This window comes from Microtetraspora fusca, assembly GCF_001570365.1.
Lineage (GTDB): Bacteria > Actinomycetota > Actinomycetes > Streptosporangiales > Streptosporangiaceae > Microtetraspora > Microtetraspora fusca.
Genome location: NZ_BBYK01000074.1, coordinates 52,826 through 72,292 on the forward strand (window position 1 = coordinate 52,826; position 19,467 = coordinate 72,292).

Genomic DNA, 19,467 nt, shown 5'->3' on the forward strand with positions numbered 1-19,467 from the left:
GGAGAGGTCATTACCAGGTGTGGACGATTCCGAAGCGCAACTCACCGCGCTATATAAGGGGCACTACCGCAGCGTGCTCAGTTACGTGCTGTTGCGAGCCGAGCAGCAGACAGCCGAGGACATCACCAGCGAGACATTCCTGATCGCCTGGCGACGGCTCGACCGCGTGCCTGAGCCGCCGCTGCCCTGGCTGCTCGGTGTGGCCCGCAATCTGCTGCGGACGCAACGCCGGTCCCGGCTGCGCGGACAGAGCCTGGTTGAGCGGCTCGCCGAACTGGCCCCGGCCGGCGATGTCGCCGAACAGGTGGCCGAGCGGCAGGCGGCGCTGAACGCGCTCGCGGACCTGTCCGAGCGCGACGCCGAGGCCGTGCTCCTGGCCAGTTGGTACGGCCTCAGCCCGGCCGAGGCCGCGAAGGTCACGGGCTGCTCGGCCGGCACGTTCAACGTCCGCCTGCACCGCGCCCGCCGCCGTCTGGCCGACGCACTCGGCTTCACCCGCCTCACCTTCCAGGAGCAGTCATGAGCGACCTCGACGACCTGATCATGTCCCTGCGCCCCGACACCGACGACGCCTACCGGCGCCGCTGCGAGTCCGACCTCGCCCGCACCCTCGCCACTCCTCGCCGCCGCTCCTTCTCCCTGCGGCTGGGGTTGGCGGCGGTGGCCGTTCCTGTCGTGCTCGTCGGCGTCGTGGCCGCGGTCGCACTGGCACCCGCCCCATCAGAGGATCGCGTCGTCATGGCGGCGAGCCTGCAACAGGTTCTTTCGGCGGGCGCCGAAGAGCCAGTGATCACGGTCTTCCTGTGCTACGAGGATGACGCATGGCCCGCGTGTGGCGGCAGCACGGGGGATCCCGGAGGCGGCGGCTCGGCGATCACCGAGCGGGAGAAGGCGAACGTCAACAAGACGCTGACCACGATGCCGGGGGTGGAGAACGTCACGTTCGAGGACAAGGCCGCCCTGTATGACCGTTTCCGCAAGAGCTTTGTCAAGTCTGGCGGGAAGCCGGAAGTGCTTGAGCGGCTCACGGTTGAGGACATGCACGAGTCGTTCCGGGTCACGATGAAGCCCGGTGCGGACTGGCGCCCGGTGATCGAAACGGCGAAGGGGATGTCTGGGGTCGCCAGCGTCATCGACCAAAGATGCAGCTCTTCATGTTAGAAGATCGCTGAAGACGTTGGACTTCTGGCTCCACCCCGTCCGGGGCGGAGCCAGAGTCGTTGATGCGCACGTTGAACAGGATGAATCGGCGGAAATCCGATGGACGAGGCGGTCCGGGCGATGCGATAGTCGCGCCGTGACTGCGACCACCACCTTGCCCGCGCCCATCTCCCTGGCCGACGGCCTCGTCCTGCGGCAGGCGCAGCCCACGGACCTCGACCAGATCGGCGCGCTCCTCGCCGACCGCATGGACGCGGCCGACGCCCTCGACCATCGGCTGGTCGTCACCGACCCGGACGCCGGCTGGTCCGCCTGCGCCGTGGTCGTCGACGGCGACCGGGTCGTCGCCACCGCGACGCTCCTCGACGAAGACGTACGCGTCGGCGGCGTCCACCTGCCCGCCGGCCAGGTCGAACTGGTCGCCACCGACCGCGAATACGAAGGCCGCGGACTCGTACGGGCGCTGATGAAATGGGCCCACGACCGATCCGCCGCCCGCGGCCACGTCGTCCAGACGATGATCGGGATCCCGTACTTCTACCGGCTGTTCGGGTACGAGTACGCCATCGACGTCCCGCCGGCGCTGACCGTGCGCACCCCGCCGCCCGGCGACGGAACACCCGCGCTCCGTCCCGCACAGCCCTCCGACGTCCCCGCCATGGCGGCCCTGCAGGACGCGGCCCAGAGCCGGTTCGACGTGACGATGCCGCACTCGGCGGCATGCTGGCGATGGCTGCTGGCCCACGAGGCGAGCAACCTCTGGGTCCTGGAGCAGGACGACACCGTCACCGCCGTCGGACGCACCACGCCCCCCGACGACGAGGTGCTCCTGGCCGAGGCCGCCGCACGCGACGAGACGTCGGCGCGGGATCTGCTCCGCGGCGTCGCCGCCCTGGTGCCCGACAGCGAGGTGCAGGTCGTCCATCGGGCCGGTACCGTGACCGCGGCCGCCTGGCAGGAGTTCCTCGACCACGAACCGCGCAAGCAGGCGGAGCAGTACTACGTCCGCATCCCCGACGCCGCGGCGCTGCTCGACCGGCTGCGGCCGCTGCTCTGGCATCGGCTCACCACAGCCGGGATCGATCACGCCGGCCGCGACATCGTCATCTCCACCTTCGGCGCCCACTACCGGATCCCGGTCAACGCGGACGGCCTCGGCGAGGTCGTCGCCGGCGGCGCGATGCAGAGTCCCGGAGTCGCGGGAGGTGCCGGAGTGGCGCCCGACTACCTGCCCGCCCTGCTGTTCGGTCCGCACGGCATCGAAGGGCTGACCCGGGTCCGGCCGGACGTCTACGCCCGGGAGGAGGAGCTGTTCCAGGCGCTCTTTCCGCCGCTCACCGCCGACCTGCTCACCTACTACCTGCCGTACTAGGGCGCGTATCGGATTGTGATCAACCTGCAGGCTTCGCCCGTGCGGCGAAGCCTGATCCGATGCCCCCGCTTCCCCGAGGTGACCTACACCCGCTGACCGCGCACTGTCGAACTCGCCGCCCCCCCGTCCGCCGCCGCATGGCTCCGGTGTGAGAAAAGGAACGTTCAGTACGGCAGGAAGATCTGGCGTTCCGTGGCGCTGTCGTCGAAGGCTTCGAGCTGGGCCTGCCCTTCGGCGGCGAGGGTGTCCAGCATGGTGTGCAGCAGCGCCGTGCACAGAACCGTGGGACCCGCGTGGGAGTCGAACGCGAAATCCGAGCTCACCGGTGCGAGCAGGACCTCGTCCGCGAGGTCGGTGAGCCGGCCGACCGGTTGATCGGTGATGAGGGCGACCTTCAGCCCCACGCGCCGCGCCCACGTGAGCCCCTGGGCCAGCTCGCGCGGGTAGCGCGGCAATCCGATGGCGAGCACCCACTCGGCTCCGGCTTCGGCCGCCCGGCTCAGCCGGTCCTCCAGGGGCGACCCCGCGACGTCCAGTACCCGTACGTCCGGGAGCACCTTTTCGGCGAGGTAGCCGAACAGGTGCGCAAGCGGGGCGGAGATCCGCAGTCCCACCACCAGGAGCGGACGCGACCTGGCCAGGTGGGCGGCCACCTGCCGAAGCTTACTGAGATCCCCGAGACCGTCCCGCAGCCGCTCGAGGTCGCGGATCTCGGAGTTCACCAGTTCCTGGATCTCGTTGAGGCCCTCGGCGGGCAGCGCTCGTTGCGGGCCGCCGAACACCGACGAGCGGAGCGCGTCCCGGAACTCGGGGAACCCCCTGAACCCGAGCGCGGCGGCGAAGCGGGTGACCGACGGCTGGCTGACTCCGACGCGCTCGGCGATGTCGGTGCTGGTGAAGAAGACGGCCTCTTGCGCGTGGTCGAGCAGGTAGCGCGCGATCCGGCGCTGCGACGGGGAGAGCCGGTGGTCGCCCAAGAGCGAGCGCAGGTTCGCGGAGATCCGCGCCGCGTCCGGCACAGCGAACGGCCGGCCGGTCTCCCTGGCGTGCCCCATCCTCGACCACTTCCCTTCTCCACGGAGTGACAGACCCAGCGACGTTCTCACCGCCCGGCGGGCGACGCCATCGGAATGGTCAAGTGACTTCATGGGGCGCGAAGTTCCCGTGGGCCTACAACGTCGCCGGGTTTCTGCCGCTCATCCGCCGCAGGGTGCCTGTGGGCAGCCGCCGGCGTTCGTTCGGCTCATACGCCGCCGGGCGGCCCCTGGAGGGACCGCCCGGCTCATCGGGTGCGTGGTGACGTCCGCCTAGTTCTTCGGGCCGTTGCCGTTGAAGCGGGTCTTGCACTCCTGCAGTCGCACATCGACCTTCTCGCCCCTGTCGACGGTGACGTGCACCGTCTCGAGGACCTCGCCGGTCGGCCGGGCGCAGGTGAGCGTCCAGCTCTCCTTGAGGAACTTTCCAGGGCCGGTGGCGACGACGCCGGTCTCGGTGTAGGCCGGGACCGGCCGCACCGACGGGTTGACGTGCCAGGTGAACTTGCCGTTGGTCGGAGTGATCAGGCGGGACTCCAGGTGGGTCGGAACCGCGATGGGCGGGTCGATGACGCTGCCCGCCTGCTTGATCGGCGCCGTCCACAGGTCGAAGTCCTTCGTGATCGTGAGGACCGCGCCCTTCGGCCCCTGGCCCGTGATCACGGAGTGTCCCGCCGGGTCCGCCGCGTACTCCAGGGCCACCATGAACGCCTCGCGGTTCGACTTGCCCTCGTAGCGCCCGGTGCCCAGGTAGTCCTCGATCACCTCGGGGTAGGTGTTGTTGGTCGACTGGGTCTTCATGATCTCGAACGTGAACCCGAGGCCGCGGGTGGCGTAGTAGGACCAGTCCTGGGTCTCGCCGGTCGTCTCGTAGTCGAAGCCCGACTTCATGCCCGTGTAGCCGTTCTTGGCCGCCATCGCGTCGGTCAGGGCGGCGTAGGCGGCCTCGTCCGGGGCGTCGCCCGCGCGCTTCTCCAGCGGCGGACGGAGGAGGGTGTGACCAGAGGTGTGGTTCGTGATCAGGACGGTGACCTGGTTGGCCGAGGTCAGGTCCATGATGTTCTGGATCTCCGGCTCGGAGCCCGGCCCGGGGCCGCGGGTCGTCGCGTTGGAACCCGCGTTGCTGCCCCAGCCGAAGGGGTAGTTGCGATTGATGTCGACCCCGGCGCTGCTGGCGCACGTCGGCGAGACGCCGCAGCTGGTCCGCCGGTTGAGCATGAACCCGTCCACGTTGACGACCGGGACGAAGATGACCCGTGCCTGGTTGAGCAGGCGCGTGATCCGCGGGTCCTTCCCGTCGTTGTTGATCAAGTCGTAGGCGAACTCCAACGTGTGCTCACCCGAGGGCCACTCGTTCCCGTGGTGCATGCCCATCATGAACAGGACCGGCTTGCCGTCGGAGGCGTCGACGTCGTGCGTCACCTCGATGCCGTACACCTCGCGGCCCTGGCGGGTCTTGTGCGGCAAGGTGATGTGCTTGACGAGCCCGGGGTGCCGGGTGCTCAGCGCGAGCATCTCGTCGTTGTAGTCCGTGATCGTCCGGTAGGTGGTGCGACCGCTGGGCAGAGCCGCCGCCTGCGCCGCCAGTTCCTGGACGGCCGCCGCGGGGTCGGCCGACTCGGCGAAGCCGGCCGTGGCCGCCGGAATGCTGAGACTTCCGAGCAATCCGACGCCCAACGCAAGCGTCAAAACGCGTTTCCTGGCGCTTGGAGTCGTGGGCGGCTGCGAGCCTCGTGAAGACATGGGGGGACCTTTCTAGCTGCAGACGAACTGGAAACAGAAACGCGTCCATTTATTCGAGCTGTTCTTTGGGGAGTGCTCCTGGACGCCCCCGATCGGCCGTTGACTGCAAATTTTCAGGTAGTCTCTGCGATGAATGCATACCTGTCAACCCTCAGTTTCTCCGCACACGCGCGGAAGGTCGGCGGTGATGGGTGCTTTACAGCGAGGAGCCCGGGGGTGGATCGGGCCGAAACAAATTGGTGCGCCACCGGACCGGTGAGTCCCGGCGGCCGGCGTCGCTCGCGCGCCCAGGTCGGAGGGGATATCGCCGAGCCGCTCGGTGCAGGAGCGCGGGGCGGCCGCGCGTACGCGCCGGATGCGCCGGATTCCGGCCGGGGGGAGGAGCCCGACGCTGCCCGGGCGCCGGTGTCCTGAGGGGGGCCGGGCCGGCCCAGTCGTTGGCCGTATGGCCGCTGAGCTGCGCACTCTCCGCGTTAAGCCTGGTCACAGGCCTCCCGTCAGGCCCGGAAGATCCATGTGGTCGTGGGAGGCTCCAGGCCGGGTGAACCGCGCGAGATCGGGCTTCCCGGCAGTCGCTCCTCGGCCATTTCGGATCGCGTGCGCCGTGCCGATATGCACGATGAAACGCCGCAATGTGAACGACGGTTTCCTGGCCGTAGTATTCGGAGAAGATGCCCTGGAGCGATCGCATGTCGCCGAGTGGATCGAATCAGATCGGATATTGCTTCATTCATTGAATGCTTTGTCGTTGCTCGCTTTCGGTCTGACGATGTGACTTCATAGCCTCGCGGGCAGAATGGCCCCCGCTTCGGAACGCGATCGGCACGGATCGCGTGCGGACGGACCGCCAATGGCTGGATGGCGCTCTCGACGAACTCATCGGCGAGTCGACGGATTCACGGGATGCGCCGAACCGGTCAACGGGATGACGCGAGTGAAAGCCGATCATCGTGACCCGAATGTGCGACGCCGCGATATCCCGCTTCCGGATTTCGCTCGCTCGGGCGAGCGACTCTGGCGCGGTTCGCCGTCGCCTCGTGCCGGGCCCCGGGCGCGCCGCTCGGGTATCGCTCGTCGGTCCCGCGGCGACTGGTGACGCCAGGTACGGGCCATGGTTCGGCGACGCTGCCCGTACCCGATGAGCCGACGGCGTCCGTCATGTGCTTGGCGGGTGCGGCGGCGTGAGGAGTTTCCGGCGCTGCCGGAAATGGGATTCGAGACGGGAGAAAAGAGTGACGCATGACGACTCCGGTGAAATCGCCCCCGGGTGGCCGGATAGGCGATACAGCTGTGGCCTACGGTGACGGACGCGCACAACCGCCGACCGTGCGGGAACAGCTCGAAGGTTCCCCAGAAGGTCCCTTGACCGTTTGTTTGGGAGTGGCCGCTCAATCCCCCGGAAACGGGTCGGCTCATGCCCGGGGATGTTTGTACGTCATGAAAGTCCCTTGTACGGCAGTTCGGGCGGGGATGAGGGTCAATGGGCGGTGTGGCGGTGTCACCGGGAGCCTTCGCCGTACAGGTTCGCGGCGACTCCGGTGCCACCGTTCGCGCACGCCGAACGCCTGGAGAAACTGCAGGAACATCTCGAAGTCGATCTCCGCACCTGCGGCCATGGCGGGACCAGTCCGAGGGGCACGGCTCCTGGTCCACCGGTGTGCCGGACTCCAAGCCCGGAGGTCGCAAGTTTGCCGCGGAGGCCAAACCCGGCGCGTGCGAGAATCCAGATACTGAAGACATGGATCTTGAGCTGGTAGAACGCGCCGTCGCCGACTTCACCCCCGACGGGCCGGACGCCCCGGGCCTCGCGGTGGGCGTCTACTCGGGCGGCCGGGCGCTGTACACCGCCGCCAGGGGCGTGGCCACGGTGGAGTTCGGCGTCCCGATCGACGCCAGGACCCGCTTCGACATCGCCTCGGCCTCCAAGCAGTTCACTGCGGCCTGTGTGCTCATGCTGGCCCACGAGGGCAGGCTGAGCCTGGACGACGACGTCAGGAAGCACGTGCCGGAGCTGGCCTTGGAGAGCGCGGTCACGATCGGCCAGTGCCTGAACCACACCGGTGGCCTCCCGGAGTGGTATGCCCTGCAGGCCATCACCGGGGTCCCGCTCCAGGTGCTGACCGAGGAGCGGCTCATGAAGATCATCAGCCGCATCCGCCGGACGACCTTCGAGCCGGGCACCGCCTTCTCCTACTCCAACACCGGCTACGTGCTCGCGGCCGTCGTGGTCAGGCGGGTGACCGGGAAGTCGCTGGCCGAGTTCGCGGCCGAGCGGGTGTTCGGGCCGCTCGGCATGGACGACACCGTCTACCGCGACGACGCCTCGGTGCCGTTGCCGCGGATGGCGTTCGGGTACGCGGCCGGGCCGGTCAGGGCCGACACCGAGGAAGGGGCGGTGGGCGACGGCGGCCTGGTGACCAGCGTGAGCCAGCTCGCGCCGTGGTTCGGGTTCCTGGCGGACGGGCGGGTGCTGGGGACGCGGCTGCGTGACGCGCTGCTGGAGCGGGGGGTGCTGGCCGACGGGACCGTGCTGTCCTACGCGTACGGGATCTTCCATTCGAAGGTGGGCGAGCTCGATGCGTTCGGCCACACGGGCGGCATGCACGGATACGTCTCCAACCTCCTCTACCTGCCGGGGCCCGATCTCGGCGTGGCCGTGCTGACCAACCAGAGCGCCCTGGACCCGGTCGGTCTCAGCCGCCGGGTGGCCCTTGAGCTCACCGGCCGACAGGGAGACTCCGAAAACGTCGCCCGAGGACAGGCCCCCGCGCCGGTCGTGGGGCACTGGTACGAGGAGGCGACCGACACCCCGATCACCATCGCCGAGGCCGCGGAGGGCCGGGTCGCCATCGTGCAGCAGGAGGCCGAGTTCGCCCCGGGCACTGACGGCCGCTGGTACGGCGTGGGCGAGGCGCGCACCACCTGGCTGGCCGTCGAGGACGGCGCCCTCGTCGTGGGAAGCACCCCTCGGGACGAGCCTCCCATGATCTTCACCCCCTGCAGTGCCCCCGGCGAGGACAGGGCCCCGGACGGCGCGTGGCTCAGCGACGAATACGGCGTGCTGGCCGTGATCAAGGACGGCACGTTCACCGTGGGCCTGACCCTGGAACTCGACACCGAGCCCGCCCCGGCGGGAGCGTGGCGGGCGGGCCCCTTCACTCTCCGCGTGGAGCCGGGCGGCGACCTGACGATCAGCGGCGAGGGCTTCCGACGCATGCGCTTCACCGCCCAGCCGGAGGGGAGCAGGCCAGTGGGCATCCCCCCTGGCCTGGTCTAGAGCATGTCCCGTGGATCTGCGAACGCTGGTCCTTAGAGGGTCAGGACGGTCCGGCGGCCTTGGATCCGGCCGGCGGCGAAGTCGGTGAGGGTCTGGCGGGCTTGTGTGAAGGGTCGGGTGATGGCCCGGACGGTCAGCTCGCCTGAGGCGACTTCGTTGACCCTTTCGGCGAACTGATCGAGGCCTTCTTCGACGCCGAGGTAGGTGGCGGTGACGCCGCGGTCGAAGGTCGGCGGGCCACCGTGCGGGGAGATCAGTCGGCCGCCATCGCGGGCTGCTGCCGCGGTGGTGGCCAGGCCGGGTCCGGCGTTGACCAGGTCGATGACCATATCGACCCCGCCGGGGACCAGGTGAAGGGTCTGCTTGACGGGGTCGATGCTGGTGTAGTCGATGACGTCGGAGGCCAGGGCGGCGACCCGGGGGGCGTGCTCGGGTTGGGCGGTGGCAATGGTGCGTGCGCCGCTGCGGGCCACCATCTGGAGGAAGAACGATGCGACCGCGCCGTCGCCGCCGAGCAGCAGGATGCTCTGGCCTGCTGCCGGCTTGATGGTGGTGAGCGCGGCGGCCATCAGTAGCGGGGTCGGCAGCGCGGCGGCGGCCTCGACGGGCAGGCTGGAGGGTCGTGGCACGATGGTCGGCCCGTCGTTGACCACGGTGTACTCGGCGATCGCACCGGCCGGGTAGGTCAACGCGACCACCTGGTCGCCAGGGGCGAAGCGGGTCACGCCCTCGCCGACCGCCTCGATCGTCCCGGCAGCGTCCACGCCGAGGACGAGCGGGTGCTCAACCGGCATGACGTCCTTCATCACACCGGTCGCCAGCTTGACATCCAGCGGGTTCAGCCCGGCCGCCGCCACCCGCACCAGGACCTGGCCCGGGCCGGGGACGGGGCGGGGCACTTCGGTGATCGACACGGTGTTGATCGGCCCGTACTGCATGGCCGTCAGGGCCTTCATCGCGGTCCGGTTCATGTCGGGATTCATGCTGGTCTCCTGCGTATGTGGGTGATCGATTACCGTGGACAGCACGGTAGGAGAACCGATAGGCACCTGAAGGTGCGTAATGGGTTGGGGTGACTGGCGACGTGGCTGACAGCGCGGAAGGGGCCGTAGCGGAGATCTTTGAGCCGTATGGCGATTATGTGGCCGACTGTCCGGCGCGGCTGGCCGTGGACTTGTTCGCCAGCGCTTGGTTGCCGGTCTTGGTGTGGGCGCTGCGGAACGGGCCGATGCGTCCGGTCCGGCTCCAGCAAGAGGTCGGCGGGATCAGCCAGAAGGTGCTCACCCAGACGCTGCGCCGGATGGAGCGGTACGGCCTGGTCGAACGGCACCGCTATGCCGAGGCGCCGCCACGGGTGGAGTATGAGCTCACCGGACCTGGCCGGGACCTGCTGATCCCGATCTACGCGCTCGGGCAGTGGGCCCACCGGCACGCCGACACCGTGCCGGTCAATGTGATGGAGCCAGAATCCGACTCCGATGACCCCCGCTCCTGCCCTGAGGCATGATCAGCGCGCGAGTGCGTGGTGCCGCTGACGGTCTTGATACCGCGCCGCCGCAGGTAGCGCTTAGGCGCAACCGAGGGCAGCAGCGGCTCCAGCCGCTGCCACTCCGCATCAGTCAGATCGTGACGATTCAGGCGTTCATCCAAGCCAGTGGTCTACCGGAATCCGTGATCAAGATCTACGGGACAGGCTTTAGTAACGCCGGTTGGCCAGAAGGACGAGGGCGGCCGCCAGGAGTTTGGCTGACGAGTTAGTGAACGCGGGGCGTCCGCCTTCTACCGTGCCAATGCATGACATCCGCAACCGCGCTTCCCAGGGTCGCGCTGGCCGCGCTCCTCCTGCTGTCCGCAGGCTGCGCCGGGTCGAGGCAGGACCGGGCAGACACGTTACGTTGGGCGTTGAGTGAGGTGCCCAACAGCCTCGACATCGCCCATGGCTTCAACAACCCCTCCACCATCGTCCAGTTCGCCGTCCTGGACTGCATGGTCACCCTCGGGAAGAAGGGGGAGGTGCTCCCCGGCGTCGCCGAGTCCTGGACCCACCCCGACCCCCTCACGTACGTCTTCACCCTGCGCGAGGGCGTGAAGTTCAGCGACGGCTCCCCGCTCACCGCCGAGGACGCCGCCTACTCCCTCAGCCGGCACGTCGATCCCAAGGTCGCCTCCCAGGCGGCCAGCTACGTCACCATGGTCAAGAAGGTCGAGGCCACCGGCCCGCGCACGGTCACGGTGACGCTGTCCAGGCCGAACCAGGCGTTCCTGCCCACGGCCGCGCTCGCCTGGCAGATCGTGCCGAAGAAGCTGGCCGAGGCGCACCCCGCGGACCTCGGATCACCCGAGGTGGGCACGCTCGGCACCGGCCCGTTCAAGGTCGCCAAGTTCAGCCTCACCGAGGGCGTCACCCTGGAGCGCAACCCGCTGTACTGGGGTCCCAAGCCCGCGCTGCGCAAGATCGAGCTCAGGACGATCACCGACCCCGAGACCCTCCGGCTGGCCGTGTCCTCCGGCGAGGCCGACGGCACCGCCGACGTGCGGCCCAGCGAGGCGCGCAAGTGGACCAGCCTGCGCGACGTCACCACGACCTTCTACCCGGCCGACAACATCGCCTTCCTGTCGCTTGCGGTCAATCAGGGCCCGCTCAAGGACGTGCACGTGCGCCGAGCCATCGCGCACGCCGTCGACAGGGCCGCCCTGGTCCAGCTCATGACCGGCGGACACGGCGGCCAGGCCGACCTCTTCCTGCCCAAGCCGCAGCTCACCGCCCTGTACGGCGCCGCCTTGCCCGCCCTGCCCACCTACGCGTACGACGTCGAGGCGGCCAAGGCGGAACTGGCCAAGTCCGCCTACCCCCGCGGGTTCACCCTCGCCACGCCGTACGACAGCGGCGGCGAGAACGTCAAGGCGATGCAGGCCGTCGCGGCCGACCTGGCCAAGATCGGGATCATGCTGGAGCTCAAGCCGCTGCCGAGCGAGAAGTACATCACGCAGCGCATGGACCACGAGGACCTGGCGGTGCAGATGGCCAACCTCTACTACAGCACCCCCGACCCGAGCGAGGTCCTGCCCGACCTGCTCAGCCGCGCCTCCGCGAAGCCGCAGGGCTTCAACTTCAGCGGGTACGGCACCGCCGCCCTGGACGCCGGGCTCGACGACGTGGGCCGCCTGGAGGGCGAGGCCAGACGGAAGGCGATCACGAAGGTGCTGGCCGAGGTGGCCGAGCAGGTGCCCTACCTGCCGCTGTTCCACAACGAGTCGGCCATCGCGGTGAACAAGCGTTTCACCACCGACGTCGGCACCTGGACGATCGACATCCTCAGCGCCGTGCGCCCGGCCGGTGCGTGATGGCCTTCCTCGCCCGCCGCCTGGGCGCCGCCGTCCTGCTGCTCGGGGTGCTGTCGCTGCTCAGCTTCGTCCTGCTGGCCGCCGCTCCGGGCAAACCCGAGAACCTCCTGCTCGGCCCGCGCCCCTCCACGCCCGAGACCCGCGCCGCCATCCGGGCGCAGTTCCACCTCGACGACCCCATCCACGAGCGCTACCTGTCCTGGCTCGGCGGGGCCCTCCACGGTGACTTCGGCACCTCGGTCTACACGCGGGAGCCCGTCACGAGCATCATCACCGAGCGCCTGCCCGTCACCGCGGGCCTGGCCACCTACGCGCTCATCCTCACGATCGGCGTCGGGATCCCGCTGGGACTCGCCGCCGCCATGCGCCGCGGGGGCAGGCTCGACCAGGGCATCACGCTGACCTCGCTGGTCGCGCTGGCCGTGCCGCCGTTCGCGCTGAGCATCCTGCTGCTGTACGGCTTCGCCGTCACGCTCGGCTGGTTCCCCGTCTTCGGCGCCGGCGAGACGGCGGCCGAGCGGATCGCCCACCTCACGCTGCCCGCGGTGGCCCTGGCCGCCGGGGAGGCCGCCGTCGTGGTGCGGCAGATGCGCGCCGCCGCCCTCGACCTGGTGGGTCAGGACTACCTCACCTTCGCCAGGGCGCGTGGGCTGAGCCTGCCGCGCGTCTGGATCAGCTACGCCCTGCGCAACACCGCGCTGCCCGTCCTCACCGTCGGCGGGCTGCTGCTGGCCGCCAACCTCACCGGGGCGCTCTTCGTCGAGCGGGCCTTCGGGCTGCCGGGACTCGGCGAACTGCTCGTGACCGCCGTCGCACGGAAGGACATCCCCGTGGTCCAGGCCCTCGTCCTGCTCGGCGGCGCCGTGGTCGTCGTGGTCAACCTCCTGATCGACCTGACCTACCTGGCCGTGGACCCGCGGGTCAGACACGGGGCGGTGGCCTCATGACAGCCGTTTCCGGTACGCCCCTGTTCGGCGGGCGGGTGGCGCGGCTCCGCCGTACCCGGCCGGGGTTCCTGACCGTGGTGTCGGCGGCGGTGCTGGCGCTCATGGCGCTGGCCGCGATCGGCGGCACGTGGATCGCCCCCTACGACCCGGCCGCGCAGGACGTCGCGCTCGGCGCGTCGATGCCGAGCTGGGCGCACTGGGCGGGCACCGACGACCTCGGCCGCGACGTGCTCTCACGCTGCCTGGCCGGGGCGCGTTCGGCCCTGCTCTGGCCGGTGATCGTGACGCTGTGCACGTGCGCGATGAGCACCACGCTCGGGCTGCTGGCCGGGTACCGGCGCGGCTGGGTGGACGCGATCATGATGCGGGTCGTCGACCTGCTCATCGCCCTCCCGGGCATGCTCGTCCTCATCGTCCTGGTCGGCGTGCTCGGCGGCGGGATCGGCTGGGCCGTGCTGGCGCTGGCCGTGCTGTTCACGCCCGGCGACATCCGCGTGGTCCGCAGCCTGACCATGGCCCAGCGCGAGCTGGCCTACGCGGAGGCCGCCCGCACGCTCGGGCTCAGGCCGACGCGGATCATGTTCAGGCACCTGCTGCCCAACATCGCGCCGACGGTCGTCGCCGGTGCGCTGCTCAGCTTCGTCGCCGGGCTGGTCGCGCTCTCCGGGTTGTCGTTCCTCGGGATCGGGCTGCCCGCCGGGACCCCCGACTGGGGTCTGATGATCGAGGAGAACCGTACGCTGCTCGACCTCAACCCGTGGGCCTCCGTCATCCCGGCGGCGCTGGTCACCATCGCCGCCACCGCGGCGACCCTGCTGGGCGACCGGCTGTTCGAGAGGCTTTCCGATGCTGCTTGAGATCAACGGACTGACGATCGCCGGGCCCGCCGGAACGATCGTCGACGGCGTCGGCCTCACCGTCGCGGCCGGGGAGATGGCCGGGCTGGTAGGCGAGTCGGGCAGCGGTAAGTCGCTGACCGCACGGGCCGCCATCGGCCTGCTGCCGAAGGGGCTCCGCGCCTCCGGCTCCATCCGGGTCGGCGGGGTGGAGATCGTCGGAACGGCCGGCGAACGGGTGCTGCGCGGCCTCAGGGGACGGCGCGTCTCGCTGCTGATGCAGGACCCGTTCTCCATGCTCAACCCACTGCGTACGGCCGGGGCGCACATCGCCGAGACGATGCCCGGCCGGGCGACCCGCGAGGAGGTGGCGCGCAGGCTGGCCGAGGTCGGCATCGACGACCCGTCCGTCGCCGGGCGCTACCCCTTCCAGCTCTCCGGCGGCATGCGGCAGCGCGTGGCCCTGGCCGCCGCGCTCGCCGGGGACCCGGAACTGTTGATCGCCGACGAGCCCACCACCGCCCTGGACGCCACCACCCAGCACGAGATCCTCGCCCTCCTGGCCAGGGTCCAGGCCGACCGCGGCATGGGCGTGCTGCTGATCACCCACGACCTGCGGGTGGCCTTCGCCATCTGTGACCGGGTCTCGGTGATGTACGCCGGACGCGTCCTCGAACAGGGACCGGGCACGTCCCTGGCCCAGGCGCCCGCCCATCCGTACACCGCCGGGCTGCTGCGCGCCCTCCCCTCGGTGGAGTACACGCTCGAACACCTCACCGGCATCCCGGGCAGCGTCCCGCCGGCCGCGCAGGTGGCGTCGGAGTGCGCGTTCGCCGCACGCTGCGACCACGCGACCACCCGATGCCGCGCCTCCCGCCCGCCGCTCCGCGAGATCGGCGACGGCCGCCTCACCGCGTGCGTCCACGACACCCTCCCGCGGCTCACGGCCCGTGACGTCGCGACGGGCACGCTCCCCACCGGTTCCGGCGAACCTCTGCTCGTCGTGGACGACCTCGTCAAGCGGTACGGCACGCACACCGCGCTCGGCGGTGTCAGCCTTCAGGTGGCGGCGGGGGAGACGGTCGGGCTGGTCGGCGAGTCGGGCTCCGGCAAGACCACGCTGGCCCGCTCCGTCCTCGGACTGGTCACCCCCGACCAGGGACGCATCGAGCTGGACGGCCTCGACATCACCCGCCGCCGGGCCCTGACCAGGCAGGAGCGAGCCCGGGTCCACCGGCTGGTCCAGTGCGTGTTCCAGGACCCCAGCACCTCGCTCAACCCCGCCATGACCGTGGGCGCCACGTTGGCCGAGGCGGCGACGCGCGCCGAACCGGCCGACCGGCTCGCGCCGGGGGACCTGCTGGAACTGGTGGGCCTTCCTCCCGGTTACGCCACGCGACGGCCGAAGGGGCTGTCGGGCGGCCAGCGGCAGCGGGTGGCCATCGCCAGGGCGCTGGCGGTGCGGCCGTCGCTGCTCATCTGTGACGAGCCGGTGGCCTCGCTCGATGTCTCCGTCCAGGCCCACGTGCTGGAACTGCTGCGCGGTCTCGGCCGGGAGTTGGGCACCGCGATGCTCTTCATCACCCACGACCTCGCCGTGGTCCGGCAGATCGCGGTCAGGACCGTGGTGCTGTTCAAGGGGCGGGTCGTCGAGCAGGGGGACACCGCGACGGTCCTGGACGCCCCCGCGCATGACTACACCCGTCGGCTTGTCGCGGCCATTCCATGAAATTTCCAACCAACGCATGAAGCGGACCCCGGCTCACTTCAGGAAGGCTTCTTCCATGCACGACCTCATCCTGCGTGCGGGCACGGTCCACGACGGATTCGGCTCGCCCGGCCGTACCGCCGACGTGGCCGTCAGCGGCGGGCGGATCGCCGCGATCGGGCGCGAGCTCGGCCCGGCCGCCCGCGTCATCGACGTGGACGGGCTCATCGTCGCGCCCGGCTTCGTCGACCCGCACAGCCACTCCGACACGGTGCCCTTCCTCGACGGCGAGAACCCGTTCAAGCTGCTGCAGGGCGTCACCACCGAGATCGTCGGCAACTGCGGCTTCTCCTGCGCGCCGGTCACCCCGCTGAGCCCGGCCCCGGAGCTCCTGACCGACCAGATCTTCCCGGCATTCGGCGACTACCTCGACGCCGTCGAACAGGCGGGGACGACGGGCAACCTCGCCGCCCTCGTCGGGCACAACACCCTGCGCATGGCCGTCGCCGGGATGGACGCCGTCCTGCCGCCCGGTGCGCTGACGACGATGGAACGGCTGGCGGCCGAGGCGTTCGAGGCGGGCGCGGTGGGGCTGTCGAGCGGGCTGGAGTATGTGCCCGGAGCCTACGCCGGCGTCGAGGAGCTGATCGCGCTGGCCCGCGTCGCCCGCCGGCGGAACCTCGTCTACGCCACCCACATGCGCAGCGAGAGCGAGGGCCTGGCCGACGCGCTCGACGAGGCCGTCGCCGTGGCCAGGGGGGCGGGCATACGGCTGCAGGTCTCGCACTGCAAGGCCTCGGGGCGCGCGGTGCACGGGGACTCGGAGATGCTGCTGGCCGTGCTGACCGAGGCGCGGACGCGCGGCGTCGATCTGCGCGCCGACGTCTATCCGTACCAGGCGTTCGGCACCGACCTGGTGGCGTTGCTGCCGCCGGTGGCCTGCGAGGGCGGGCAGGAGGAGTTGCTCAGGCGGTTGCACGACCCCGGCGAACGCGCCAGGCTGCGCGCCCTCGCCGAGGACCCGGGCCAGGGCACCGGCGTCGGCCTGTGGCGCGAGGTGCACCCGGAGGACGTCCAGCTCATGAGCCTCGGCAAGCGGCTGTCCGACGTGCTCGACGGCCGCGACCCCTGGGACGCGCTGTGCGACCTGATCATCGACGACCCGCACGGGTCCGGCGTCTTCCACACCATGCACGATGACGACGTCACCCGCATCATGCGGCATCCGCTGGTCTCCATCGGCTCCGACGGCGGGCCGCCGGTCGGCCCCGACCACCCGCGCACGTTCGGCACGTTCCCCGTCTTCCTCGGGACCTACGTGCGCGAGCGCGGGGTCGTGCCGATGCCGGAGGCCATCCGCAAGATCACCTCGGCCGCGGCCGCCCAGTTCGGGCTGGCCGACCGGGGGTGGCTCGGAGCGGGGGCCGTGGCCGACGTGTGCGTCTTCGATCCCGAGGTCATCAGGCACGACGGCACCTACGAGGTTCCCGACGTGGCCCCGGTGGGCGTCACGCACGTGCTCCTGGCCGGTCATCCCGTGATCGAGGACGGCGTGTTCACCGGCGGCCGACACGGGCGGGTGTTGCGCCGGTGAGTGCCAACGGACGCGTCACGCTCGGCGTGCTGCTCGACAGCCTCGGCCCCGACGCGGTCACCGCGATCTGCCTCCCCGGCGGCAGGCAGGTGCTGGTCGGCGCGCCCATCATCCACGGCGCGGGCGAGCCCCTCGCCGCGGCCGAGGGCGCACTGCTCCTGGTGACCGGCCGCCCCGACCCGGCCGACATCCAGCAGGCCGCCGCCACCGGGGTGGCGGCCGTGGTGGTCCGGAGCCTGGGAACGGCGGGCGTCTCGGGGGGTTTCCCGGCCTTGGCGGAGGCCGCCGGCGCGGCGGGCATCGCGCTGCTGGCGGCCGCCCCCGACCTGGCGTGGGGCCAGCTCTACGCCCTGGTCGACGCCCTCCTGGCCGTGGTCGCCCCGGCCGCCGACCTGGGGGAGACGACGGCGGCCGACCTGTTCGCCCTGGCCAACCAGGTGGCGGCGCGCGCGGGCGGAGCCGTGGCCATCGAGGACCTGGCCATGCGCGTCCTGGCCTACTCCACGGTCGGCGGGCAGCGGATCGACGACCTGCGCAGGGAGGGCATCCTGGGCCGCAGGGTCCCCGAGCACCCGACCCACGCCGAGGAGTACGCCGCCGTCCTCCGCTCCGACGAAGCCGTGTGGAGCTACGAGCCCCGCGAGTACCTGCCCCGGCTGGGCATCGCGGTCCGGGCCGGGGGCGAGGCGCTCGGCAGCATCTGGGTCATCGAAGCCGACACCCCGCTCGAACCCGACGCGCCCCGGATCCTGGCCGAGGCCGCGAGGAACGCCGCCCCGCACCTGGCCAGGATCAACCTGGCCGCCGACGAGGCGCGGAGGACCAGGGACGAGTGGCTCGGCTGGCTGCTGCGCGGCGTCGGCCCGGTCGGCGAGCTGGCCACCTCCTTCGGCCTCAACCCCGGCGAGCCGGTCGTCGTCGTCGCCATCGGGTCGGGCGACGGCGACGTCTTCGCCGCGGGACACGCCGGAGACCTCCTGCGCACCGCCTACGCCGCCTACCGCATCAGGGGCGTGGTGGGCGCCGTCGACGGCCGCGCCTACGCGGTCGTGGCCGCCGACTCGACCGCGCCCGCCCTGCGCAGGATCACCGCCGGGACGCTCGGCCAGATCGAGGAACGACTGGGCGGCCGGTGGCGTGCCGGGATGGGGAGGACCGTGCCCTCCGTGGTCCAGGCGCCGCTCAGCGCCCGCCAGGCCGCGGAGGCGCTGCGGGCGATGTGCGGGCCGTTCGCCACCGGCACGGTCGGCGGGTACGAGGAGTTGTCGGCCACGCTGTTCCTGCAGGAGGTGGCGGCCTCCATGCGCGCCAAACCCGAGCTCCTCGGCGAACCCCTGTCGGTGCTGGCCGAGCACGACGCCCGGCACAGCACCAACTGGGTGCACAGCCTGCGGGCGTGGACGGCGGCGCACTACGACGTGTCCAAGGCGGCCGAGGCGCTGTCGGTGCATCCCAACACCCTGCGCTACCGCCTGCGCAGGATCGGCGAGCTCGTCGCCCTGGACGACCCCGACGTCCGGCTGGTCCTGGCGCTGCAACTGCGGCTCGGCCCGGTGCTGCGCCCGAGTACAAACGAGGACGGATGAACTTCTGCTTTTCCGCCAACGCCCGAGCCCCGTCCGCGGCGGGATGCTGGGGCCATGGTCGAAACCCTCACCGGGGTGCGCGTCACCTCGTTGCATGGCGCCCCCCAGCTCCAGACGGCCGATCAGCTGCTGCGTCGCGTGTGGAACACCGGAGACGGTGAGGATCCTCCCGTCGCCCTGGACGTCATGTGCGTCCTGGACCACATCGGCGGTTACGTCGCCGGAGCCTTCCTGGGCGAGGAACTCGTCGGGGCGGCGGTGGGCCTCCTGGCGGCGGGAGAGAGCCTGCACTCCCACGTGACCGGCATCGCCCCCGAGGCGCAGGGGCGGGGGATCGGACGGGCGATCAAGGAGCACCAGCGCAGGTGGGCGGCCGAGCGCGGGCTCCGTTCGATCTCCTGGACGTTCGACCCGCTCGTGCGGCGCAACGCCTACTTCAACCTCGTCCGGCTGGGCGCGCGGGCCGAGCGCTACCTGACCGACTTCTACGGCCCGCTGACCGACGGGATCAACGACGGCGACGTGTCGGACCGGCTGTTCGCCGAATGGCACGTGGACGGAAGGCGGGCCGAACCGTCCGACGACGGTGAGGCACGGGTGATCCTTGACTCCTCCGGCCGGGTGGCCGCGCCGGGCGGCCGCGCCGTACTGAAGTGCGCGACGCCCGCCGACATCGAACGGATGCGCCTTGAGGAGCCCGGCGCGGCGCGGTACTGGCGGGCCGCGCAGCGCGAGGCCCTGGGGGGCGCGCTGGCCGAGGGCTATCGCGTCACCGGCTTCACCCGCGACGGGTGGTACGTCCTGGAGCGTGCCGCGTGAAGCGTGCCGATCTCTCCCCGCCGGCGCCCGCCACCTGGCCAGGCT

General features: G+C 70.9%; 15 protein-coding genes. 12 read left to right on the forward strand and 3 right to left on the reverse strand.

Going from position 1 to position 19,467, the window contains the following annotated elements:
* The first annotated feature begins 19 nt into the window (after nt 1-19).
* The 3 genes from AWQ68_RS34990 to AWQ68_RS35000 all read left to right on the forward strand — a co-directional run bounded on the left by AWQ68_RS34990 (nt 20) and on the right by AWQ68_RS35000 (nt 2,533).
* On the forward strand, nt 20-523 hold the full coding sequence (locus tag AWQ68_RS34990) for an RNA polymerase sigma factor (RefSeq protein ID WP_066949276.1): 504 nt from the start codon (nt 20-22) through the stop codon (nt 521-523).
* Complete coding sequence (locus AWQ68_RS34995) at nt 520-1,161, forward strand: permease-like cell division protein FtsX (RefSeq protein WP_066949278.1); 642 nt, start codon at nt 520-522, stop codon at nt 1,159-1,161. The genes AWQ68_RS34990 and AWQ68_RS34995 overlap by 4 nt, the downstream gene beginning before the upstream one ends.
* Before the next feature lie 136 nt (nt 1,162-1,297).
* Nucleotides 1,298-2,533: a GNAT family N-acetyltransferase gene (locus AWQ68_RS35000; RefSeq protein WP_245656403.1), complete on the forward strand. Its 1,236-nt coding sequence runs from the start codon at nt 1,298-1,300 to the stop codon at nt 2,531-2,533.
* Between the two features lie 164 nt (nt 2,534-2,697).
* On the opposite strand, the gene AWQ68_RS35005 is transcribed toward AWQ68_RS35000, so the two are convergent.
* Nucleotides 2,698-3,588, reverse strand: a complete 891-nt coding sequence (locus AWQ68_RS35005) for a MurR/RpiR family transcriptional regulator (protein ID WP_066949282.1) — start codon at nt 3,586-3,588, stop codon at nt 2,698-2,700.
* A 252-nt stretch (nt 3,589-3,840) separates the two neighbouring features.
* Nucleotides 3,841-5,256, reverse strand: coding sequence for a M14 family zinc carboxypeptidase (locus tag AWQ68_RS35010; RefSeq protein WP_169809043.1), 1,416 nt, complete (start codon nt 5,254-5,256; stop codon nt 3,841-3,843).
* A gap of 1,792 nt (nt 5,257-7,048) precedes the next feature.
* Between AWQ68_RS35010 and AWQ68_RS35015 the strand changes: the two genes are divergently transcribed.
* Nucleotides 7,049-8,587: a serine hydrolase domain-containing protein gene (locus AWQ68_RS35015; RefSeq protein ID WP_066949295.1), complete on the forward strand. Its 1,539-nt coding sequence runs from the start codon at nt 7,049-7,051 to the stop codon at nt 8,585-8,587.
* 32 nt (nt 8,588-8,619) lie between these two features.
* Here the strand turns inward: AWQ68_RS35015 and AWQ68_RS35020 are convergent, their stop codons facing one another.
* On the reverse strand, nt 8,620-9,570 hold the full coding sequence (locus tag AWQ68_RS35020; RefSeq protein WP_084464746.1) for an NADP-dependent oxidoreductase: 951 nt from the start codon (nt 9,568-9,570) through the stop codon (nt 8,620-8,622).
* Between the two features lie 89 nt (nt 9,571-9,659).
* On the opposite strand from AWQ68_RS35020, the gene AWQ68_RS45435 reads away from it, so the two are divergent.
* From AWQ68_RS45435 to AWQ68_RS35060, 8 genes are all read left to right on the forward strand, one after another.
* A complete protein-coding gene (locus AWQ68_RS45435) occupies nt 9,660-10,094 on the forward strand; it encodes a winged helix-turn-helix transcriptional regulator (RefSeq protein WP_245656404.1) in 435 nt (144 codons plus the stop codon).
* Nucleotides 10,095-10,381: 287 nt separating this feature from the next.
* Nucleotides 10,382-11,932 (forward strand): ABC transporter substrate-binding protein, encoded by a 1,551-nt coding sequence (locus AWQ68_RS35030; RefSeq protein WP_084464747.1) that lies wholly within the window; start codon nt 10,382-10,384, stop codon nt 11,930-11,932.
* Nucleotides 11,932-12,879, forward strand: coding sequence for an ABC transporter permease (locus AWQ68_RS35035; protein WP_066949373.1), 948 nt, complete (start codon nt 11,932-11,934; stop codon nt 12,877-12,879). Before AWQ68_RS35030 ends, AWQ68_RS35035 begins: the two co-directional genes overlap by 1 nt.
* Nucleotides 12,876-13,736 carry an ABC transporter permease gene (locus tag AWQ68_RS35040; protein ID WP_157546208.1) on the forward strand — a complete coding sequence of 287 codons (861 nt, stop codon included), beginning with the start codon at nt 12,876-12,878 and terminating at the stop codon, nt 13,734-13,736. Before AWQ68_RS35035 ends, AWQ68_RS35040 begins: the two co-directional genes overlap by 4 nt.
* Nucleotides 13,726-15,444, forward strand: coding sequence for a dipeptide ABC transporter ATP-binding protein (locus tag AWQ68_RS35045; protein ID WP_066949303.1), 1,719 nt, complete (start codon nt 13,726-13,728; stop codon nt 15,442-15,444). Before AWQ68_RS35040 ends, AWQ68_RS35045 begins: the two co-directional genes overlap by 11 nt.
* Before the next feature lie 55 nt (nt 15,445-15,499).
* Nucleotides 15,500-17,017, forward strand: coding sequence for an N-acyl-D-amino-acid deacylase family protein (locus AWQ68_RS35050; RefSeq protein WP_066949305.1), 1,518 nt, complete (start codon nt 15,500-15,502; stop codon nt 17,015-17,017).
* The gene (locus tag AWQ68_RS35055) at nt 17,014-18,603 is read left to right on the forward strand and encodes a PucR family transcriptional regulator (protein ID WP_066949308.1); all 1,590 of its coding nucleotides are present in this window, start codon (nt 17,014-17,016) and stop codon (nt 18,601-18,603) included. The genes AWQ68_RS35050 and AWQ68_RS35055 overlap by 4 nt, the downstream gene beginning before the upstream one ends.
* A gap of 54 nt (nt 18,604-18,657) precedes the next feature.
* Nucleotides 18,658-19,422: a GNAT family N-acetyltransferase gene (locus tag AWQ68_RS35060; RefSeq protein WP_066949311.1), complete on the forward strand. Its 765-nt coding sequence runs from the start codon at nt 18,658-18,660 to the stop codon at nt 19,420-19,422.
* The last annotated feature ends 45 nt before the right edge of the window (nt 19,423-19,467 follow it).